This window comes from Acetomicrobium mobile, assembly GCF_937920065.1.
Genome location: NZ_CALETC010000030.1, coordinates 19,767 through 38,446, shown reverse-complemented (window position 1 = coordinate 38,446; position 18,680 = coordinate 19,767). Strand labels below are relative to the sequence as shown.

Here is an 18,680-nt window from a genome sequence, read left to right as displayed (position 1 = left end):
GACTCGTTCGTTATCGTAAATAATACCGATGCGTCATTGTGGCATGTTATAATATCTTAGTAGCAAATGAATTATTAATTTATAAAGGGGGATTGAGCCATGAAATCAATGAAAAGGGCAGTCTTTCTCCTTTTCTTGATAACTGCCTCGATGCTGTTTGTAAATTCTGCCTTCGCTGCCATGGGTGAAATACAAAGTTTTACTTTCAAAGGCACCGAAACGGACCTTCTGGGGACGAAGGAGACCTTGAAACCGGACGGCAAACCTGATGCTCATTTCATTGTTTCCATTAAAGGCGCCGGAGCTGTCACGGGGGTGGAGCTTAAAGCTCTAGGAACGGATAGGGCGTGGGACACGATTCCCGGCAACGAGAAATGGGGAATGATCGTACAGGACGGCAAGGGAGAGGATTTAACAACTGCCTCGGGGTCTTTTTCAACCAAACCATTTCTCGCCCTAATTACCCTTCATCTTTACGTTGCCGACGACGGCACTGCCTTTTCGGAAACACGGGAATATGAGGTCACCGTTTCATTCATGGACGGGAGCACCGCAACGGCGAAGACAACCGTCCCGGGGATGCCCGATATCTTTAAGCCCAAAGAAGCTGAAAAGGTCGAGTTGCCCGAGTCCGAAGAACTATCGGCGGTCTTATTGGGAATTGGAGACAAAGACGTCGTAGGAAAGTCAGAGAAGATCAAAGGAGACGGAGTAAGAGACGCTCACTTTAAAATCCGATTTAACACCGTATCCGTAGTTGAAGAAATTTCGATAAGAAACGTGGATGGCACATCTTCGGCGTGGGACACCGTTCCCGGCAACGGAATATGGGCCATAGCGGTCTATACCGACGGCAAGCTGCGAAACAGGGAGGATGGAAGCGTAAAATTTGCCGTAGAGGGCGATACGACCTTGGACCTTTGGGTTGCCGACAACGGCTCCATTGCAGCCGGCGCTACGCGATATGAAGTGATCGTTAAGTTCAATGACGGCACGGTCTTGCACAAGGTAGCCGAATGTGAAAAAGCTGCCAAGCCAATCCCGGACAAGGGTGTCCTTTCAGCAGTACTAATCGAGCCCTCAAAAGGAGATCTGACCTCAAGAAGCGAGGCACTAAAGGGCGACGGAAAGCCCGACTGGAAGATCGCCCTTGAAATGGTAGCCGAGGGAAAGATCATCAACTTCATCGTCCGCGGCGATGATGGAGCCTCGGAATGGGATACGATACCAGGAAACGGGAAATGGCTGGTGGCGGTGACGGATTCCTCCGGAAACGTCTTAAACGAAAGCAATGGCTCAGTTTCTTTAGATGTGTCCGGGAAGAAGGACTTCAACCTATGGCTCACCGATAACGGTACTATCACAGAAGGTGACGTGAAATATAAAGTCCTCGTGGTAATGAGCGACGGAAGCATCCTGGAAAAAGAGGTGGTCCGTGCCAGTGAAGGAGAGCAAGCCCCAAAGGCTGTGGCGCCTTCTGGCGCAGCTCAGGTTTCAGACAAAATTCGGGCAACTTATGTCGGTAAGGGCCCGATGAACTACCTGAAAAAGGGCGAGGTTTCATCTCTTCTTGCTACGCCCGACGCAAATCCCGACGCTCACGTGCTGCTCAAGCTCATTAATACCAAAGGGACCATAGAAAGCATAACCATTAAGGCAAAAGACAGCAAAAGCGGAACCTGGGATACCATTCCGGGAAACGGCATATGGAATATAGTAGTTACCCGCGCGGCGTCTGGGGGAATACTGTCTAATACGGACGGGTCTTTCAATATGGAGGTCGAAGGAGACACGGAACTGCACCTCTGGCTGGCTGACAACGGCAATTTCGGCGCCGCACCAGAGAAGTTCGATGTTTATATTGCCTTTGAAGACGGGCGCTTGCTGAAAAACACCATAAAAAAGTAACCGCACAATTTATATGAAAGGGTCGCTATGCACGAGCGACCCTTTTTCTTTTTAATTTACGTTAAGCTATCTCGAAAAATCCGCGTTCAAGACATTAAAGCTCTAGCTCCAAGTCGATGAAGCTTACCAGCAATTTTACCGCGCCTTCTACGTCGCTTAGGCTTACCGTTTCGCTTGGCGAATGGACGTATCTCGTAGGTATAGAAAGCGTCGCCGAAGGAATGCCTTCCTTTGTCCTTTGAAGGACGGCAGCGTTAGTGCCGCCAAAGGTCAAAACTTCCTTTTGGTAAGGTACGCCTGCCTTTTGTGCTGCCTGCTCCAGCAGTTCGACGACCTTCCTGTGGCTTATCGAGGCTCGATCCTTGATCTTTATTGCAGGGCCTTTGCCCAAAGCCATGGCATGTCTTTTAAGCCCTTTGGGATAGTCTGCCGAGTCAGTCACGTCTACGGCAACGCAAAGCAGGGGAGAAAAATCGTATGCGGCCACTGATGCTCCAACAAGCCCAATTTCTTCCTGAACGGAAAAAGACCCTATAACCGTGTGCCTGGGGTCTTTTAAATTCTTGAAGACTTCAACTAAAACGGCACAGCCGATCCTGTCGTCCATGGATTTGGAAACAAGATATTTGCCGTTTTCGTAAAAATATGAATCATAGACGCCAAAGGTGCCTATGGGGACTATGCTTTCCGCTTCCTTTCGGTCGCAGGCGCCGATGTCCACAAAAAGGTGATCGAAGGTCAGGTTCGATAAATTTTTCTTTTGCTCCTCGGGCGTTTCACCTTCGTAGTAAACTACGCCCGTGGCCTTGGGGAATCTGACCCTGTGGCCCACGTAGGTATAAGGAGAAACTCCGCCAACCGGTTCTATCCTCAGGAACCCTTTATCGTCGATGTTTGTGACTACAAGTCCGATTTCGTCTATATGGGCATCGAGCAGCACCTTTTTGTCACTTTTGCCTTTTTTCCAAACCAGCAAATTGCCCAAGGGGTCAAATCTATGGCCGTCTATGTGGCCTTCAAGGTGTTTTAAAACGACTTTTTGAACTTCCTCTTCCCTGCCGCTTGGACCGTAACTTTCGGTGAGTTCCTTTATCAGATCAATCATCTTGCAAAACCCTCTCCTTCTTCTAAGATCTTGCCCACCAGTGAAACCGTGTTTTTAAAATCATCCACGTCGATTACAGATAGGGGACTGTGAATGTAGCGAGCCGGAACGGAAATTACGCCGGCAGGCACTCCCCCGCCAGTCTTAGCGAGGCGCGCAGCGTCGGTCCCTCCTGCGGTTCTCCTCTTCGGCTGGTGTTTGATGTCGTATTTTTGAGCAACCTGCAGTATTGATTCGTAAATCTTTTTATTTACTACGTATCCTCTGTGCATGAAGGTGATGGCCGGACCGTCTCCCAGGTGAGTTGCCCACTGGTGTTCGGGGAGCCCGGGATCGTCTCCTGCAGTCGTTCCCTCGATCACCAAGGCCAAGTTGGGTTGAAGCTGTTCAAATAACACCGCGCTTCCCCGCAGGCCTGTTTCTTCCTGCACCAAAAAGGCGAAGTAAATATCGTCTTCGAAACGTTCACTTCTTTCTATTATCTCCATAAGTACTGCGCATCCTGCCCTGTCGTCGAAGGCCTTTCCGGTTGCGCGTGAATTTTCACACCTGAAGTCCGTCGCAAAGGAAACGTAATCGCCAATCTCTACTTTTTGGGTGGCCTCGTCTTTTGAACTTGCGCCGATATTTATGCGGAGATTTTCGTATTTGGGTGACTCCAGGATCTCGTTTCTCTTTTGAAGGTGTATGGCCTTGTAGCCAATGACGCCGGGCACTTCTCCCTTGATCCTGACGTGTTTTCCCACGACGACCCTGGGATCGACGCCCCCTACTGGAGCAAAGGACAAAGTCCCATCGTCTTCGACGTTTGTCACCATGAAGCCAACCTCGTCCATGTGTGCAGCCAACAAAAACTTTCTGTTTGACTTAGTCCCTTTTTTGAAAGCAATTAAGTTGCCCAGCACATCCACCTTGACACTATCGACCTTGCTTTCTATTTTTTCTTTTATGAAATCCCTGACGCGCCCCTCGTCTCCCGAGACGCCGTCAAGCTCTGTCAATTCCTTCAGGTACAACGCCTTCACCTCTTTCCTTACACGCCTTATATGGTGCTTGCCAAGGCAATAAGTCTTGCCGTTTCTTCTATGTCACGGGGGTCTGCTACTTCAACGGGCGTGTGCATGTACATGAGCGGTATGGAAACGAGCGCCGTTTTGATGCCAGACCCTGTAATTTGCACTTCGTCCGTGTCCGTACCGGACCTTCCCGGCGTGGGTTCAAGCTGTATTTTCACGCCGTTACGCTTCGCCACATCTGAAAGGGCCTTGTAAAACTCCCTGTTTATGACGGGACCAACGGCTAAGGCTGGACCCTCAGAAATCTTTATTTGGGGAAATTGAGGGACCTTTTCATTGGCGTGAGTCACGTCTACCACTATGGCCTCATCCAGTCCCAGCTCGTAAGCCACGGAAACCGCTCCGGGACCTGCGATCTCCTCCTGGCTTGAAAATATGAAATAAACGTCCGCCCTGTTTTTTATAGCCTGAAGATTTTGAGCCGCCAAGATCAAGGCGGCACAGCTTGCCCTGTTGTCCAGGGCTTTGCCGGAGACTTTGCTTCCAAGCTCAGCACATTCTCCTTCGATTACGCAAATATCTCCCACGCTCACATGTTCTCCCAAGGATGAACATGAAACATCTACGAAAATATCATCGAAGCTGGGGACTTTCCCCCTTTGGTCCTCCTTTTGAAGGTGCGGGGGAAGAAAGCCAACGACGCCTGAAGCAACGCCTTGCTTCGTAAATATCTTTATCCGCTGGGACAAAACGACTTTGGGATCGACACCGCCGATGGGCTCAAGCCTTATAAAACCTCTTTCTTCTACTTTGGCGACGACAAAACCTAACTCATCGACGTGTGCGAATATCCCGAGTTTTTTTGTGCCCTCGCCGCGTTTTAGAGCTATTAAGGTATTAAGCCTGCTTGTTTTTAAAACGTCCGCGTAAGGTTTTATTTTTTCCTCGATGAGCTTTAGCGCCTCATCTTCGTACCCTGAGGGCCCGTCCACGCCTGAAAGACATTTAAGCAAAGAAACCGTCTCCAATGACATCACCCCTTTAAATGAGCTTAACAGATTCTGCTTTATTTTTGAACAGGCTCATATCAAGTATAATCAGTATCAGCTACAAAAGGGGGATATGAGAGCAGATGATAAAAATTGCTGCCTCCTGTGGGATAAAAATCTATGCTCCGCGTCAAAGCAGGGTGTCTTTTTTCAACAGTCCTTACTTGGCGCATTTCGAGCATCGAGCTGTTGATATTTACCCTCTTTCTTCAAAAGCGCCTTCTCCAGTAGAGGGTAGGGTTAGATATATTTATGAATTTTCCGCTCCGAAGACGAAGCAATTTCAGATGCCTACGAAAGAATATCTGATCGCCATCGAAACACCGATCAGTTCCGAGTATCTCGTTCGCATACTTCACGTTAAACCCAGCGTTATGGTAGGCGATTACGTAAATGTGGGTGAGCCGCTAGGTGAAATGATAAGAAATGGCCACTTTGATACCTGGACGGATCGTCATTTGCACGTGGAAATAAGGCCGTGCGATAATCTGCTCAGGGCAAGAGGCGGCCTTCCAATTCACTTGATATTTGAAGGAAAATCAAACGACACGGATTCAACGTCAGAAAAGACGCGGTGTAGCATGCTTACCCACAACGAACGCACAAAACTATCTGCATTTATTGGAAAGGTTGTGGCCTTAAAACCACGATCCGTCTTAGCGGAAGGCCCAAACACATGCATTGGTCCTTTTGTCGGAATGCCGGTCTTCGTCGGTAATGGAATAGGAATTTTAGACGGAGGCGTGCCGCATTACGGCTTTGGCGGAGTATTATCGCTTGATGAAGTGAAAATCGGCGACCCCGTGTTTCTTGGCAACGTAAAGATAGGACGTGTGGCAGAAAAGTTCGCCGACGGCTTTTCAAGGTTTAAAGCCCTGTCATTTTCGGTCAAATTGGAAGAACTTTCCATGAAGGGCATTTCAAGCTATATAAGTTTGGACGGCGCCTACAGATGGAAATTCATCCCCCAAGCCGGCAAGGAAATAAACTTGGAAGGCGAAATAGCAATTAATATCTGCCCGCAAGGCCGAGTTCATCTTTGATCGATTCGATCTCTCCTTCCGTGGGCTTTCTCGGATAGTTGTAGATGGGGCCCAGGGGCGATTCGTTATAAAAGGGCCTGTTACACCCGGGACATCCCGAAGTCATGAAGGGCGCGCCGCTATTTACCACAAGTTCTAACGTATTTTCGTCCACTCCAAAGCTGATTACCCTGCCATTTTCAAACTTCATTTTTTCTGCCCTGCCAAAGCCGTTTGCGATCAAGTAATGGGCAAGTTGAACCCGCCTGTAAGCGGATACATCGGGGCTAGAGTTTTTGGCCAAAGGCGTCCCCTTTATTGGCGTAAAGGCGAAAAGCCCCACAGTTATGCCTTGGTCGTGCAGGACTTGGATAGTACTTACCATCTCCTCTTCGCTTTCGCCCAGGCCGGCTACCAGGTGGGTGGTTGCCTTGCCAACTATCTTTTTTACCTCCTCGAGGGCGTGCAAATGAGTCCGCCAGGAATAAAAAGAATTTGCCCCCTTGCCTTTTATGGCTTCAAAAAGTTCTGGTGTGGCCGCGTCAAGGGCAATCCCGATGCGTTCTGCCCCGGCGTCTGCCAAGCGCTTTATATCTTGACTCGGAAGAGGATGACAGGCAACGGATATGGGAAGGTCGCACGTCCCTTTTATCCTTGAAACTATTTCTAGGAGATCTTCTACGACCCCCGCGTAATTAACTGACTGAACGCATATCCTTTTAAAACCGTGATCGCTCGTTCTTAGCGATTCGATGACTCCCTCAAGCTCGAGCTTTGGCCACTCTACCCTCGAGAGCATCTTTTGGTCCGAAAAACTTTCCCTCGCCTGGGGGCAAAACTTGCAATTGGCCAAACACTTTCCCTCAAAATAAGTGAGAAGATGAGCCGTAGTCGGGGCAACTTGAAGTTTAGCCTTGCAAAAACCCAAAAGGACACCCGTTCCGAGAGCTACTCTTATATACTTAACCATTTTTATCCTCCAAACCTGAGCGGAACCGCACAACATCCTTCAACGCTTTGCACGATCAGACCAAGGCTCTTTGCGCCTTTGAGCGTTTCCTGTCTTGGCATCACGATCCCGTCAACGCCGGCATTAAGGGCTGAAATTTCATACTCGAGGAGTCGCGGCCTCATGCAGCCAAGCATTATGGGAATATCGGGCCTTTTAAGCCGGGCGGCAGAAATTAGTTTTCCAACTTCTTCTGCCGCAGGAGGGAGGGCCTTTTCAAAGGCGGTACCGACCGTCGGCACGAGCACTAAAAACACTAATGCGCTTATCGTTTTTGAGCTTGCGATTTCAAGCGCCCTTTCTTCGCCCAATAATTTGCCCCCGTGCAAGCCTATCGTGATGTGGGGCACAACGGATGAAACAGATGTGACCAAGGCATCCAGCGAGCGCTCATAATCCTCGACCCTTTTTTCGATTCCTATTACCTCTTTTATGGACTCGTCAGCTCCTATGAGATCAAAGGATATTACGTCTATGCCCGCCTTGCCAAGATCACAGGCAAGTTCTTCGGGCACGAGGCCGCAATGGACGTTTATCGCAAGGTTTGTTTCACACTTGATGCGCGCCAAGACATCGACGAAGCTTTCCAAAGGCACCCACCCGTTACTGTTATAACCACCGCTTACAAGGACGCCTTTAAAGCCTTTTTTGTCAAAACCAAGGCATTTTCGGTAAAGCTCCTCTGGGCTGGGACAGGAAACCATGTGTTTTAAATATTGCCGCCCGCAGTGTTTGCAGTTCATCGCGCAAGCTTTCCCGGTTATGGAAACCGAAGGAAACTTGGGGTAAGGATAGTAAGCATAGAACTTTTTGCTTCGGTTGAATTTTTTTAAAAACGCGTCTTTCGTCTGCATGGTATCATTCATCGCTTCATTAACCACTCATAAGAGGCGTATTTTTCTATCAGCTCTTTGGCCAAACTAATTTCTTCGGAAGACAGCTCTCCTTCCTCGAAACTAACGCCAAAGGACTCCTCAAAGCCGAGCCTCATCGCTTTTTTTACCTCTTCAAAACTCGGTTTTTCGCCAAGTTCCCGTTTTATTGACGTCACCCTTTCATAAGCGGAAGAGATGAACTTGTCCGTGATTTTTTCAGGGCTTACCCTTAAAAGCTCAAACATGAGCCTTATATCAGGATCTATGAGTATGGTGCCGTGTTGCAAGACGCATCTCCATTTCCTGGTCTGCGCGCTTCCTGAGATCTTTTTGCCTCCTACCGATATGTCGTTTAGGGGGCTAAAGCATGCGTCAAGGCCGAGACGTTTGAAGCCTCTTATGAGCCCTTCGCAAATTGCCTCAAAAGACTTTTCGATGTCCCTTGGGACGTCATTTTGCCCACAAACGACGCTATAGGTAAGCTCGCCGTCTTGGTCGTGAAACACGGCTCCTCCGCCAGTGATGCGCCTTACAACTGCCACGCCGCGTTTTTTAGCTACTTCAAGGTCAACTTCGCGATCGACGCTCTGAAAATACCCAAGCGATACAGTTGATGGTTGCCATCTCCAAAATCTCAAGGTATTAGGCGACTTCCCGCCTGCCTTTAACCTTAAAATCGCCTCGTCTATGGCCATGCTGTAAAAAGGTTCGTCCACTCTTAATGGCAGCAATCTCCAGCTTTTCATATCTTATCCCCTCAAAGATCTCATTATCGCTTCAACGAAGTGTTTTGGTTCGATCATGGGCGTTTCAACCTTCGTCTCAGAGTAAAATTTCTCCAACGCTTCCAGCAAGCTTTCCCTATCGGCACTTACGCCGACGAGTCTTCCTTCAAGCTCGTCAAGCGCCTCTTCAGGATACATAAAAAAATCCCCGCTTATCCGAATTTCCGATATGCTGTCTCCGTCTAACTTTAAAGAAACCTTTATGATCCCTTTTGGGGCTTTGAATTCGCCGTAATACATCTTTTTCTCCCGTTAGAGAAAGATCTGCCCTGTGAAATCTCTCAAGGCAGCAAATATTCTTTTCCTAAAGCTGTGCCCGCCCGTTATTTGCAAACAAAATTATTATAGCAGCTGTGCTATAAAGTGGAATGACCAAAAGAGACACATCAAAAGGTAATGGTGCTTTCTTTTGTTATATGGTCGTAGTAGCGACGACGTTGAGAATTGTGTTTGGTATGAAAATATGATATTTTACAACTGACAATATCTGACCTTTACGGGAGGCGTTACATTGAAAATACGGGAATCAGCGGAAAACTATCTGGAAACCATTTTGATCTTAACTAAACGGCAGGGTTCCGTCCGTTCTATAGACATTGCAAAGGAGCTTGGTTTCAGCAAGGCCAGCGTGAGCGTTGCCATGAAAAAGTTGCGCGAAAACGGATGCATAAAGATGGACAGCGATGGTTACATCACGCTAACTGATAAGGGGCGCTCAATTGCAGAAGCCATTTATGAACGACACACCTTACTCTCAAACTGGCTCATGCAATTAGGCGTTGACAGGGAAAGGGCTGTAGAAGATGCCTGCCAAATCGAGCATGTCATCAGTGATGAAAGTTTTGAAGCGCTCAAAGGGCATGTTGCTAAGCGTAAAGATTCTAAGTGCAAATCATAAAAAGCTGAGTGCCTTGTTGTAAGAATTAATGCCCTTCAGAGTAAGATTTGCGTTTCTTTTCTTCATTGCAAAAGCCGCTGCAAAAGGCACATCCTTCGCGATTGACACAATTTTCGCACTCATGCAACTTCTTGAACTTACGTACAAACAGGCATAATGCCAGCAAGCCACTGACCGCAGCAATTACGGTTCCCCACATATGTTTCGGACTCCTCTATTAGGCTAACGAACCGGTAAATAATTTACTGACTTCCTCGTCTCCTGCAATCAGGCGGACAGCAAGCCACCGTAAGTCATAAGCCGATGCTCTTTCGTCGTCGGCCAAAGCTTCTTGCAGTACGTTGAGTGAACGATTGAGTTGAGGCCCGTAGTCAAGTCGAAAGTCATTGATATCTCCCGCCAACTGATAGGTATCGAGCAAAGCATCGCAAAGTTCTGCCTTGCCCACGCCCCTTTTTGCCATGGTCGGAACGACCTTTACCCCTAACTCTTCGCTCAGGCCATTGACATCTATCTTTATCCTTGCGCTTTCTGCCGCATCCATCATGTTGAGCACCACTACCATCGGTATCTTCATCTCTAGAAGCTGAAAGGTGAGCACGAGATTGCGCTCAAGATTTGACGCATCCACGACATCCAAGACAATATCAGGCCTTTCTTTGAGCAAAAAGTTTCTCGCAATCCTTTCTTCCAGGCTGTAAGAAGTCATGCTGTAAGTACCGGGAAGATCCACCAGCATAAATTTATATCCTTTGTAGTTCATCCGTCCTACCCGTTTTTCTACAGTCACCCCCGGGTAATTTGCCACAAATTGACGCATGCCTGTCAACATGTTGAAAAGCGTTGACTTGCCCGAGTTTGGCTGACCTGCCACTGCCACGACTATTTCTGTCATAAGAGAATCACCCCAATTTCTCTTGCCTCTGAATGGCGGATGCTAATGTGGTTATCCCTGACAAGCAATTGAACAGGGTCGACTAAAGGTGCATTTCGCACAACTTCTATTACAACTCCAGGGATAAGGCCCAAATCCATCAATCTTTGCCCGGTGATGCCTGTAGCCTTGATTTCTATGATGAGGCACTTGTCGCCGGGCTTCAGAGTATTCAATCGTACTGTATCAGTCATGTGATATCAATCCTCTCTGGCTACAAGTATTTTGTTCGCAATGCCCCTGCCCAGGGCAATAGTGCAGTCTTTTACCTGCAGTAGCACGGGACCTGCCCGTGATGAATTTAACACTTTGACTTCTATGCCATCGTAAAGCCCCATGTTTGACACGCGCATTGCAAGGCCTTTACCGTAGCTTCCGATATTGACTACACGTCCCTTGACGCCAGGTGGAAGCATTGTAAGCGGCACAACGGTTCTATCCTTGTTTTCCACGTAAAATTCCTCCTTGCAAAACTCTCTAATCATCCAAGTAGCTTCCAGGTCCTCTAATCATCGCGAGAACAAACATTAAAATGACAAAAATCGCATAAAAGCCGCCCATGGCTTGCACTCCCGTCAGACCTAGCGCATTTCCGCCCGTGAATATGGTGGTGGCCAACAAAAGGCCCAGTAAAACAGGATATAAGGCCGATACCAACATCCACAGCGTGCTTCCTGTCTCCATCTTTACAGCCAACAATGTTGGAATACAGGGCGGAAAAACTACCATGAAGACCATTAATGCTAGGGCATGCAAATCAGTCCAGCCAAGGGCGCCTTTGCCTACGCTTTCTTCCAATCTGTCACCAGTACCGAGACCAAAAATGCCTCCTAAAGTCGCAACGCTGCTTTCTTTGGCTGCAAAAGAACTGATGAGCGCTATATTAACTCTCCAATCAAACCCTGCATATTTGGTGACGGGCTCGACGACCTTCCCAACCATGCCCAATGCGCTGTGAACTATGACATCATCCCGCAATTGCGACCTTAGGATTTTTCTTTCCCTTTCAAAGGAACGGTATGCCTTGGAAACTCTCGCGGCTTCTTTGTCAATTTCCATCGCTCCTTTTGACTTAAATCGCCCTCTGTTAACCAGCTTGTAAAATTCAGAATTCTTGGCCTCAAAATTCCGGTGAACTCTTTCCAGTCCGGCTTCACTCCTTGCAGCTTTCTTCGCGGAATCGAACTTATTGCTGAAATTGATCAGCTCCACCAAACCTTCACCTGCCAGGATATGGGCGTAAGGTGAGTCCTCACCCACTGATGCGAGCAAATTTTCAACCATTTGGGCTGATTCCCGGGAATACGCATCTCTCTTGGCGGCATTCAGGCCTGGCAAATTGGTAAGAGCAAATACTATGATCATAACTAAAAGGACGACAGAAACGATCTTTCGAAAGAATAACCACAATCGTTCCCAACAGCGCTGAACTACTCCCGAAACAGTAGGAATCCGGTAGGGAGGCATTTCCATTACAAATGGAGCCACTTCCTTGGTTTTTAGCACTGTGAGGGACAGCACCTTGCTCACTGTTAAAGCTATTACTAAACTAATAGTAGATATAAAAGTGATCGCAAATCTTTTGTGCGCGCTATAAAACACCTCTATCAGGAGTATATGAAGAGGTGTCTTCGCCAGGCAATTCAGAAGTGGAATTATCAGAATTGTGGCATGTCGCGCTCGCTGATCCTTAATCCCTCGTGTGGCCATGATACCAGGAACAGCGCATCCACCAACTATGACTCCGCCCAATACCATGGGAAATACGGACTGCCCGTGCAGACCAAATTGGCGGAGCACCCTGTCCATGATGAAGGCCATTCTTGGCACGTATCCAATATCCTCTAGTATTGCAACGATACTGAAGAGCATTGCAAATATCGGGACATAGTTTATGACGGCTAAAAGCCCGTCAAGAACGCTTAAAATAATGGTTCTCAGCGTCGGGTCAAAAAGAATTCCCTCACCTGGCAATAGTTGAGCCACAAAATTCCGAAAAGTGGCAAGCAAAGGCCATGTGTAGTTAGTCAGCTGATAGCCTTTACCGATGCTCAAATAGTATAAAAGGTACAACACGCCGGCCAGGACAAGTGGTCCGAGAAAACGGTTGAGCACCACGCGATCTATTTTGACACTTAAACTTTCTTTCCAGCGACTTTCTCTAACTGCGCACTTATCGAACACCTCTACAGCCTTGCGATAGTAGGCTATAGTCACCAACTTGGCCGGTTCCGTTTGCGTCTCCTCTAAAAGTCTCTCCCGTTCATTATCGACAAGTCGCATTATATCCATATTGAGCCTCCTTCATATATAACCACCTCTAAATGGCAGGGGGCATCCTACAAAGAGAAAAGAGAAGGATGCCCCGGCAAAGGCTTTAGCAATTACTCCATGTCATAAGCCCTTACCCAAATGACGGCACCAACCTCATGGTCTTTGCCATCTATCTTTTCGCCCTCCATGAGAGCGGCAAATCCCCACCATCCGGCCTTTGGAATCCCGTAAGTAAAAATTCCATTATCATCTGCTTTAATAACTTGAGTCACATGCGCGGATGACGGATATCTTTGACCTGGGCATACAAGGTCACTGAAGGCTCCTGCGTTAAGTCTTTCCACTTCAATTTCAGCAAATGGAACAGCTTTGCCTTTGTGCTTTACCATGCCCTGAAAGGCGTTGCCCGTCCAAAGGCCGTAGGGCTTGCAAAGCGGTACAATTTCAGCATCCAGGCCAAGCTCTGCGTCCCAGTCAGTGGGAAATCCTGCGTTATTCACAACAAGCTTGGTGTATTGGGTTATGTAAGTCTGTTCCATGTCTTCGTAATAGGGGCGCGGCACAAGATAAAATACGAAGTCGCCCCCACCCTTTGCCACAAATTTACTCTTCCAAGATTTTGCTCCATGAAACTCGAAATCCTTAAGCCCATCGGTGAGATCTTGTGTTTTCTTCTTGTGAAAAACCCCAAATTTAAGCGGTTTTTCCATGTTCATAGTGTAATGAGCCTCTGCAGGGTGAGTGAATATTATCTGGAGATCGATTTCGTTGCTTTCGCCCTCTTCTATGATGTCATCCGAAGGCAAGATCATTTGAAAATGTGCCATGGAAGAGGCGGAATACGCCAAAACAATCGCAAGACTCAACGATACAGCAAACAGAACTTTTTCAAAAAACCTGCATATTTTTGCCATTCACGTTCGTCTCCTTTGCCGCTTTATTTAAGATACTCTTTTTTCCGCGCCTGTAAGCTCGGGGCCTTGTTTGACGACCACATGACCCGGGCCCGCATCGAAAACTACCAGATACTTGCCCTCGGGTTTGCGCAGAACCAGTTCGCCGTGTTCATCGAGCTGAGATTGGAATATAATGAGTTTTTTCTCAAATAATTCAGGTTTCAAATCTGAATAGCTGAAATCCTTGCCGTGGCCATCAATTTTGCATCCAAGTTTTTCTAAGTAAGCTGCCCTTTCCGAAGGCTCACTCGCAAACAGGGCCTCCAAATACTCATCTCGAACTGAGGTGTTTCCCTCAAAGACAGAATCCTCCACCAGATAGATCCTTATGCCAGCAGCAGAGGATCCATCGGAAAACCCTCCTTCCACATAGATTGTTCCATCTTTCAGGTCTTCTACGTATAGTATCGGGGTATGTGCATACGCTGTTGCTGCAGAAAATAGAAAGACCGCCAAAATTGCCAATATCGCCTTCAATCGAATTTTCATCCACTTCCATCCTCCTTTACTACTATTTTTTCTTCATCGACCCTTCTTCATGCTCGCCCAGAGGCTGTACCGGTACATTACGAGTTAGTTATGACTAACCTCAAGGTTAGTCAATTCCTTTCCCGTAGGTGCTGAGTGTGTAGTTTAATCAAGGAAAGGGACCACATAGAATTTTTAGTTAGTGATGACTAACTCTCCGTGGTTGAATCTTATACAATTTTACTTTGGATGTCAAGGACTATTTCAACAAAAAGATTACCAATACCTATGTCGAAGGATGGAGCACGAATGCTAAAATGCTAAAACGAATCTCCTTTGGCTTAAAAAACACAGAGGTCTATGTCAGAAAGATGATGTGTGAGTTCTCACCGCTTGAAGCTTTCCACACTATTTGAAATAAAGCTGCTTTCTAGTTGACAATGGAAACTATTGTTGGTAAAATTTTCTAAATAATGTAAACAATATTGCCGTGCAGGAGGAAAAATGTGAATAGAATAATGTTTGATATTTATAATTTAATCCAGGAGTTATCGTGGTGTTTCGGAAGTCAAGGCCTTGGCGGTAAATATTGCGGAGATTTATCATTTATTGAATTTATAGCATTGAAAAAATTATGTGAATACGATGATATCACAGTACTAGAAATGGCGAAAAAATTGAACATCACGAAAAGTGGAACAAGTAAAATCATAGATCGGTTGGAAAACAAAAGCTATGTTTTTAGAGAACCTTCACCGGTAGACGGTCGGGTTTGCTACATAAGAATTACCGATAAAGGTGTAAATGAGGTTTCAAAAATCATCAAACGTTACACCGATTATGTTAGTGAAATGCTCAAAGACTTAGACCCTATTGTCCTAGATCATATCAAGAAAGTTTTGGAACTTTTAGTAATCCTAGAAGCTAGGAGGGTCAGATCTTGAATCTTGAATTTCGGTGGATCAGATATTATATTGCCTAAAATGATCTATGAGCTTGCGCGATATGCTGATGCCTGATGGGATATCGGGCAACTCATCAGGGGCGAACCACCGGGCATCCAGGATCTCCCTACCGTCCGGCTTTATTTCTCCCGAAGCCCACTGAGCGGTAAAACCAACCATGATCGTGTGAGGAAAGGGCCACGGTTGGCTTCCAAAATAACGGATGTTTTTTACTTCTACGGAAACTTCTTCTTTTACTTCTCGCCTGACCGCATCCTCAAAACTTTCCCCAGGCTCGACGAACCCCGCGATTACGCTATATCGGCCGGGGGGAAAGTTGGCGTTTCTTGCAAGAAGTATTTTTCCTTCCCTTTCAACTGCCACTATAATGGCAGGCGTCACGGGAGGATAAAAGATTGCCCCACAGGAGGGACAAATTTTTCCGTTGTCAAATGGCGAAGGCTTTAGCCTACCGCCACAGGACATGCAAAATAAATGATGCCCGTACCACTTCATCAACTGAAATGCCCTTGCAGCTTTATAAAAGACTTCTTCGCCAAAAGTCGATCCCACTTCGCGCAATCCCATGGTAATCATGTTTCCCGGGACTGCAGCGTTATGGGCCATTTCTCCCCAAAATTCGTTGATGACCTTGCCTTTATCACGATCGCCTATTACGACAGTTCCTTTATTTATCAACAACCCAGAAAGTGCCCCAACATCGCAAGAGGTCAAAAGCCTTGGTTCAGAAGAACGACACAAAAGGAGTTTATCGTCCTTAAAAATATACCAAATTTCTTGCACTACATTTCCTCCTCGCAGGAACTACCTCCCTTAATCATTACATTATATTCTATAACAAAATTTTGGAAATTCTGATTAAACTCTTTTAGGATGCCTAAAATTAGCTTGGTTGTTATGATCTTGTCTGTGAGGCCGCCTACATCTTAGTAATTTTCGCTATTGCATGATAAAAGGGATAAAGTGGGAGGCCGATGGTCAATGAAGCAAAAATTTATACATTGGCAAGATGGCAATATGTGGGTCGGTTATTTCGAAGAGTTCCCCGATTACTGGGCTCAAGGAGAAGCGCTGAAAGAACTTAAAGAAAATTTGAAGGACTTTTGGGGGGATTTGATAAGCGGAAATATCCCCAACGTTCAATGCTCAAAAATTAGCCCATCTGCTCTCTAAGAAATCAACTATGTGCAACCAAATGGCCTCATGAAAGTTTACAAGAACTCCTCCACTGGTTAGCCTTGAGAGGAACAACCTCGCTATTAGCGGAAACAAAGAAACTATCTTCATCTCGTTCTATTACCAATCTACCATTACAGCGAAACTATAACTTCTCGTAATGCTAGTTTCTTATGCTCGCTTAGGAAATCCCGATCGTTAATAATGTAATTTGCTATACATTCCGGTCCAAAACAATAACACTCGAAGGCCTATATAGCAAAGAAGCCCGATGTTAAGCCGCTTATTCTAAGTAGCCTACAGGCTTTCCAGCACTTTCTCGTGAACCTTGAGGTCAAAGTCACTGTGAAGTACAAATCGAATGAGCTTTACATGTTTGAGTGCTGGTATTACCTCTTTGACCGTTTTAAGGGCAACTTCTGCCGCCTCTTCGACCGGATAGCCAAATATGCCCGTGGAAATGGCCGGGAAGGCGATGGAATCTATTTCGTGTTCATCTGCCAATTTTAATGCATTTCTGTAGCAATCTGCCAAAAGCTTGTCTTCAGGTTTGTCTATCCCGTAACGTGGGCCAAGACAGTGAATGACGTATTTATTTGGAAGGTTGTGTCCTCCCGTAATTACCGCCTCTCCGGGTTTTATGGGCGCAAGTGGGCGGCATTCTTCTTCAAGACCGGGCCCGGCAGCCCTGTGAATGGCGCCTGCAACTCCCCCACCCATCCTTAACCAGGCATTGGCAGCATTGACGATAGCGGTTACGTCGGGTTGTTTCACTATATCTCCTTTTACGCATTCGATCGTCACGCCGGATATTTCCTTTTTCATTGTCTTAACCTCCTTCAGAAATGGCATATTTTGTGCTTAAAGACCCTCGTTATGTCTTCCGCGATTTCTTTTTCAATATATAAAATATAAAAATTAAGGCAGGTATTTTAGGAATTTTAAGCGTTCTCTGCCTTTTTATTCATAGACAATAATATTATAACAGCTGTCTTTTTTTAGGGTTTAATACGTCCTGAGAATCGGCCTGCCTTTGGTCAAGTTTGTAATTTTTGTAACGCAGAAACCTATATCAGAACGATCAGCCCTGGCTCTTGCCACTTAAAATTTTCCACACTGGTTGAAATAAAGCCAAAAAACATTCTTGACATAGTTTCTTAAGCCTTGTAAAGTTATCCGGGGATTAGGTGTGACTTTTGTCTTCATAAATTAATCTTTAAAAACAGTAAGGAGGGTTTATCTTGAAAAGAAGCTTCATTGTGTCACTCGCGTTGATCTGCGTGTTTTTCACTTCTGTCGGTTTTGCTGATACGCCTTCCCAGCTTCGCTTTATGGCTGGACCTCCAGGCGGAAACTGGTTTGCTTTGGGCGGCGCCCTCGCTGACCTCTGGACTCAGACGGTTATCCCCACTACGAGCATAAGCGGCGGTGCTATTGCCAACATTATCAATGCAGATAAGGGAAAAGGCGATCTTGGTTTTTCCAATACTTCTATGGTTGCCGTTGCTCAAAAAGGTGGCATGCCTCCCTTTGAAACTCCCGTTGAGAACGCAACTATACTGGCAAACCTCTATACTCAGTACACTTATTTTATTGCCCGCAAAGATTTTGTGGAGAAACATAACATTAAGTCCCTTGACGATTTGGTTGCTCGTAAGATACCAACTCGTTTTGCAACACTGAAGACCGGAACTGGCTCCGAGTTCATGGTCAATGCCGTTTTTAAGTCCGGCTTTGGACTTGACTATCGTAATGCTCTGAAAGAATGGGGTGGCTCTGTAGAATACGCTTCCTACTCCGACGGTGCAGACCTGATTGCCGATAACCATCTTGACGTCTTTGCCTTCTCTGTGGGCAAAGTTGCCTCCATTGTAATGCAAATTGAAAGCCAGACAGACGTAGTTATCCTAGGAATGGAACAGGAAACCCTCGATAAGATTGGTGTTGATTACGGCACAGTAACCTTCACAGTAGATCCTGGCATTTACAAGTCTGTCAAAGATGAACCCGTAAAGGTAGTTGGAGATTATACCTGCATAGTAGTGCGCAATGACTTGGACGAAGACCTTGTATATAACCTATGCAAGGCAATGCATGAAAATCAAGATACTCTTGCCAAGGCCGTTGTTGACATGAAGGAATTAGATCCGGCCACGGCAATTCCAGGTGATCCCATTAAGAGTCACGCTGGAGCTGTTAAATACTGGACAGAAGCCGCTTCTAAGAAGTAGCTTATTGAG

The 18,680-nt window shown here is 46.4% G+C and carries 23 protein-coding genes; 7 read left to right on the top strand and 16 right to left on the bottom strand.

Translation table 11 applies throughout. The features are described 5' to 3' along the window. Positions 1-99 precede the first annotated feature (99 nt). Positions 100-1,908 (top strand): hypothetical protein, encoded by a 1,809-nt coding sequence (locus Q7P41_RS01195; RefSeq protein WP_303881509.1) that lies wholly within the window; start codon positions 100-102, stop codon positions 1,906-1,908. A 94-nt stretch (positions 1,909-2,002) separates the two neighbouring features. On the opposite strand, the gene Q7P41_RS01190 is transcribed toward Q7P41_RS01195, so the two are convergent. The 3 genes from Q7P41_RS01190 to Q7P41_RS01180 are packed head-to-tail and all read right to left on the bottom strand — an operon-like array spanning position 2,003 to position 5,063. Then, positions 2,003-3,013, bottom strand: a complete 1,011-nt coding sequence (locus Q7P41_RS01190) for a M42 family metallopeptidase (protein ID WP_303881507.1) — start codon at positions 3,011-3,013, stop codon at positions 2,003-2,005. Next, a complete protein-coding gene (locus Q7P41_RS01185) occupies positions 3,010-4,038 on the bottom strand; it encodes a M42 family metallopeptidase (RefSeq protein WP_303881505.1) in 1,029 nt (342 codons plus the stop codon). The genes Q7P41_RS01190 and Q7P41_RS01185 overlap by 4 nt, the downstream gene beginning before the upstream one ends. Before the next feature lie 17 nt (positions 4,039-4,055). Further along, the gene (locus Q7P41_RS01180) at positions 4,056-5,063 is read right to left on the bottom strand and encodes a M20/M25/M40 family metallo-hydrolase (protein ID WP_303881503.1); all 1,008 of its coding nucleotides are present in this window, start codon (positions 5,061-5,063) and stop codon (positions 4,056-4,058) included. Positions 5,064-5,161: 98 nt separating this feature from the next. On the opposite strand from Q7P41_RS01180, the gene Q7P41_RS01175 reads away from it, so the two are divergent. Continuing rightward, positions 5,162-6,121 (top strand): peptidase M23, encoded by a 960-nt coding sequence (locus tag Q7P41_RS01175; RefSeq protein ID WP_303881501.1) that lies wholly within the window; start codon positions 5,162-5,164, stop codon positions 6,119-6,121. Here the strand turns inward: Q7P41_RS01175 and Q7P41_RS01170 are convergent. Genes Q7P41_RS01170 through Q7P41_RS01155 form a run of 4 tightly spaced genes read right to left on the bottom strand, consistent with a single transcriptional unit; the run spans position 6,087 to position 9,009 of the window. Beyond that, positions 6,087-7,070 (bottom strand): radical SAM protein, encoded by a 984-nt coding sequence (locus Q7P41_RS01170; protein WP_303881499.1) that lies wholly within the window; start codon positions 7,068-7,070, stop codon positions 6,087-6,089. The two genes, Q7P41_RS01175 and Q7P41_RS01170, sit on opposite strands and share 35 nt — an antisense overlap. Before the next feature lie 2 nt (positions 7,071-7,072). Beyond that, complete coding sequence (locus Q7P41_RS01165) at positions 7,073-7,975, bottom strand: radical SAM protein (protein ID WP_303881497.1); 903 nt, start codon at positions 7,973-7,975, stop codon at positions 7,073-7,075. Further along, positions 7,972-8,730, bottom strand: a complete 759-nt coding sequence (locus Q7P41_RS01160) for a biotin/lipoate A/B protein ligase family protein (protein WP_303881495.1) — start codon at positions 8,728-8,730, stop codon at positions 7,972-7,974. Before Q7P41_RS01160 ends, Q7P41_RS01165 begins: the two co-directional genes overlap by 4 nt. Positions 8,731-8,733: 3 nt before the next feature. Next, the gene (locus tag Q7P41_RS01155; RefSeq protein ID WP_303881492.1) at positions 8,734-9,009 is read right to left on the bottom strand and encodes a lipoate protein ligase C-terminal domain-containing protein; all 276 of its coding nucleotides are present in this window, start codon (positions 9,007-9,009) and stop codon (positions 8,734-8,736) included. 271 nt (positions 9,010-9,280) lie between these two features. Between Q7P41_RS01155 and Q7P41_RS01150 the strand changes: the two genes are divergently transcribed. Then, positions 9,281-9,667: a metal-dependent transcriptional regulator gene (locus tag Q7P41_RS01150; protein WP_303881490.1), complete on the top strand. Its 387-nt coding sequence runs from the start codon at positions 9,281-9,283 to the stop codon at positions 9,665-9,667. Between the two features lie 25 nt (positions 9,668-9,692). On the opposite strand, the gene Q7P41_RS01145 is transcribed toward Q7P41_RS01150, so the two are convergent. The 7 genes from Q7P41_RS01145 to Q7P41_RS01115 form a co-directional block, all read right to left on the bottom strand. Beyond that, the gene (locus Q7P41_RS01145; protein ID WP_303881488.1) at positions 9,693-9,866 is read right to left on the bottom strand and encodes a hypothetical protein; all 174 of its coding nucleotides are present in this window, start codon (positions 9,864-9,866) and stop codon (positions 9,693-9,695) included. A gap of 18 nt (positions 9,867-9,884) precedes the next feature. Then, positions 9,885-10,562 carry a FeoB small GTPase domain-containing protein gene (locus Q7P41_RS01140; RefSeq protein ID WP_303881485.1) on the bottom strand — a complete coding sequence of 226 codons (678 nt, stop codon included), beginning with the start codon at positions 10,560-10,562 and terminating at the stop codon, positions 9,885-9,887. Beyond that, entirely contained in the window at positions 10,559-10,795 is a 237-nt protein-coding gene (locus tag Q7P41_RS01135; protein ID WP_303881482.1) for a FeoA family protein, read from the bottom strand. The genes Q7P41_RS01140 and Q7P41_RS01135 overlap by 4 nt, the downstream gene beginning before the upstream one ends. 6 nt (positions 10,796-10,801) lie before the next feature. Further along, positions 10,802-11,053, bottom strand: coding sequence for a FeoA family protein (locus tag Q7P41_RS01130; protein WP_303881479.1), 252 nt, complete (start codon positions 11,051-11,053; stop codon positions 10,802-10,804). Between the two features lie 25 nt (positions 11,054-11,078). Continuing rightward, positions 11,079-12,893: a nucleoside recognition domain-containing protein gene (locus Q7P41_RS01125; RefSeq protein ID WP_303881476.1), complete on the bottom strand. Its 1,815-nt coding sequence runs from the start codon at positions 12,891-12,893 to the stop codon at positions 11,079-11,081. A 92-nt stretch (positions 12,894-12,985) separates the two neighbouring features. Then, positions 12,986-13,789 carry a DUF4198 domain-containing protein gene (locus tag Q7P41_RS01120; protein ID WP_303881473.1) on the bottom strand — a complete coding sequence of 268 codons (804 nt, stop codon included), beginning with the start codon at positions 13,787-13,789 and terminating at the stop codon, positions 12,986-12,988. A gap of 27 nt (positions 13,790-13,816) precedes the next feature. Beyond that, a complete protein-coding gene (locus Q7P41_RS01115) occupies positions 13,817-14,320 on the bottom strand; it encodes a hypothetical protein (RefSeq protein ID WP_303881472.1) in 504 nt (167 codons plus the stop codon). 224 nt (positions 14,321-14,544) lie between these two features. Between Q7P41_RS01115 and Q7P41_RS12665 the strand changes: the two genes are divergently transcribed. Both Q7P41_RS12665 and Q7P41_RS01110 read left to right on the top strand, forming a co-directional pair. Next, positions 14,545-14,715, top strand: coding sequence for a transposase (locus Q7P41_RS12665; protein ID WP_369693121.1), 171 nt, complete (start codon positions 14,545-14,547; stop codon positions 14,713-14,715). 90 nt (positions 14,716-14,805) lie between these two features. Continuing rightward, a complete protein-coding gene (locus tag Q7P41_RS01110) occupies positions 14,806-15,243 on the top strand; it encodes a MarR family winged helix-turn-helix transcriptional regulator (protein WP_303881470.1) in 438 nt (145 codons plus the stop codon). A gap of 18 nt (positions 15,244-15,261) precedes the next feature. Here Q7P41_RS01110 and nudC read toward each other — a convergent pair whose 3' ends face one another. After that, the gene (nudC, locus tag Q7P41_RS01105; RefSeq protein WP_303881468.1) at positions 15,262-16,047 is read right to left on the bottom strand and encodes an NAD(+) diphosphatase; all 786 of its coding nucleotides are present in this window, start codon (positions 16,045-16,047) and stop codon (positions 15,262-15,264) included. 198 nt (positions 16,048-16,245) lie between these two features. Here nudC and Q7P41_RS01100 point away from each other — a divergent pair, with 198 nt between their 5' ends. Further along, a complete protein-coding gene (locus tag Q7P41_RS01100) occupies positions 16,246-16,437 on the top strand; it encodes a type II toxin-antitoxin system HicB family antitoxin (protein WP_303881467.1) in 192 nt (63 codons plus the stop codon). 300 nt (positions 16,438-16,737) lie between these two features. Here Q7P41_RS01100 and Q7P41_RS01095 read toward each other — a convergent pair whose 3' ends face one another. After that, complete coding sequence (locus Q7P41_RS01095; RefSeq protein WP_303881465.1) at positions 16,738-17,265, bottom strand: macro domain-containing protein; 528 nt, start codon at positions 17,263-17,265, stop codon at positions 16,738-16,740. A gap of 416 nt (positions 17,266-17,681) precedes the next feature. Here Q7P41_RS01095 and Q7P41_RS01090 point away from each other — a divergent pair, with 416 nt between their 5' ends. Then, positions 17,682-18,671 (top strand): TAXI family TRAP transporter solute-binding subunit, encoded by a 990-nt coding sequence (locus Q7P41_RS01090; protein WP_303881463.1) that lies wholly within the window; start codon positions 17,682-17,684, stop codon positions 18,669-18,671. Positions 18,672-18,680 lie beyond the last annotated feature (9 nt).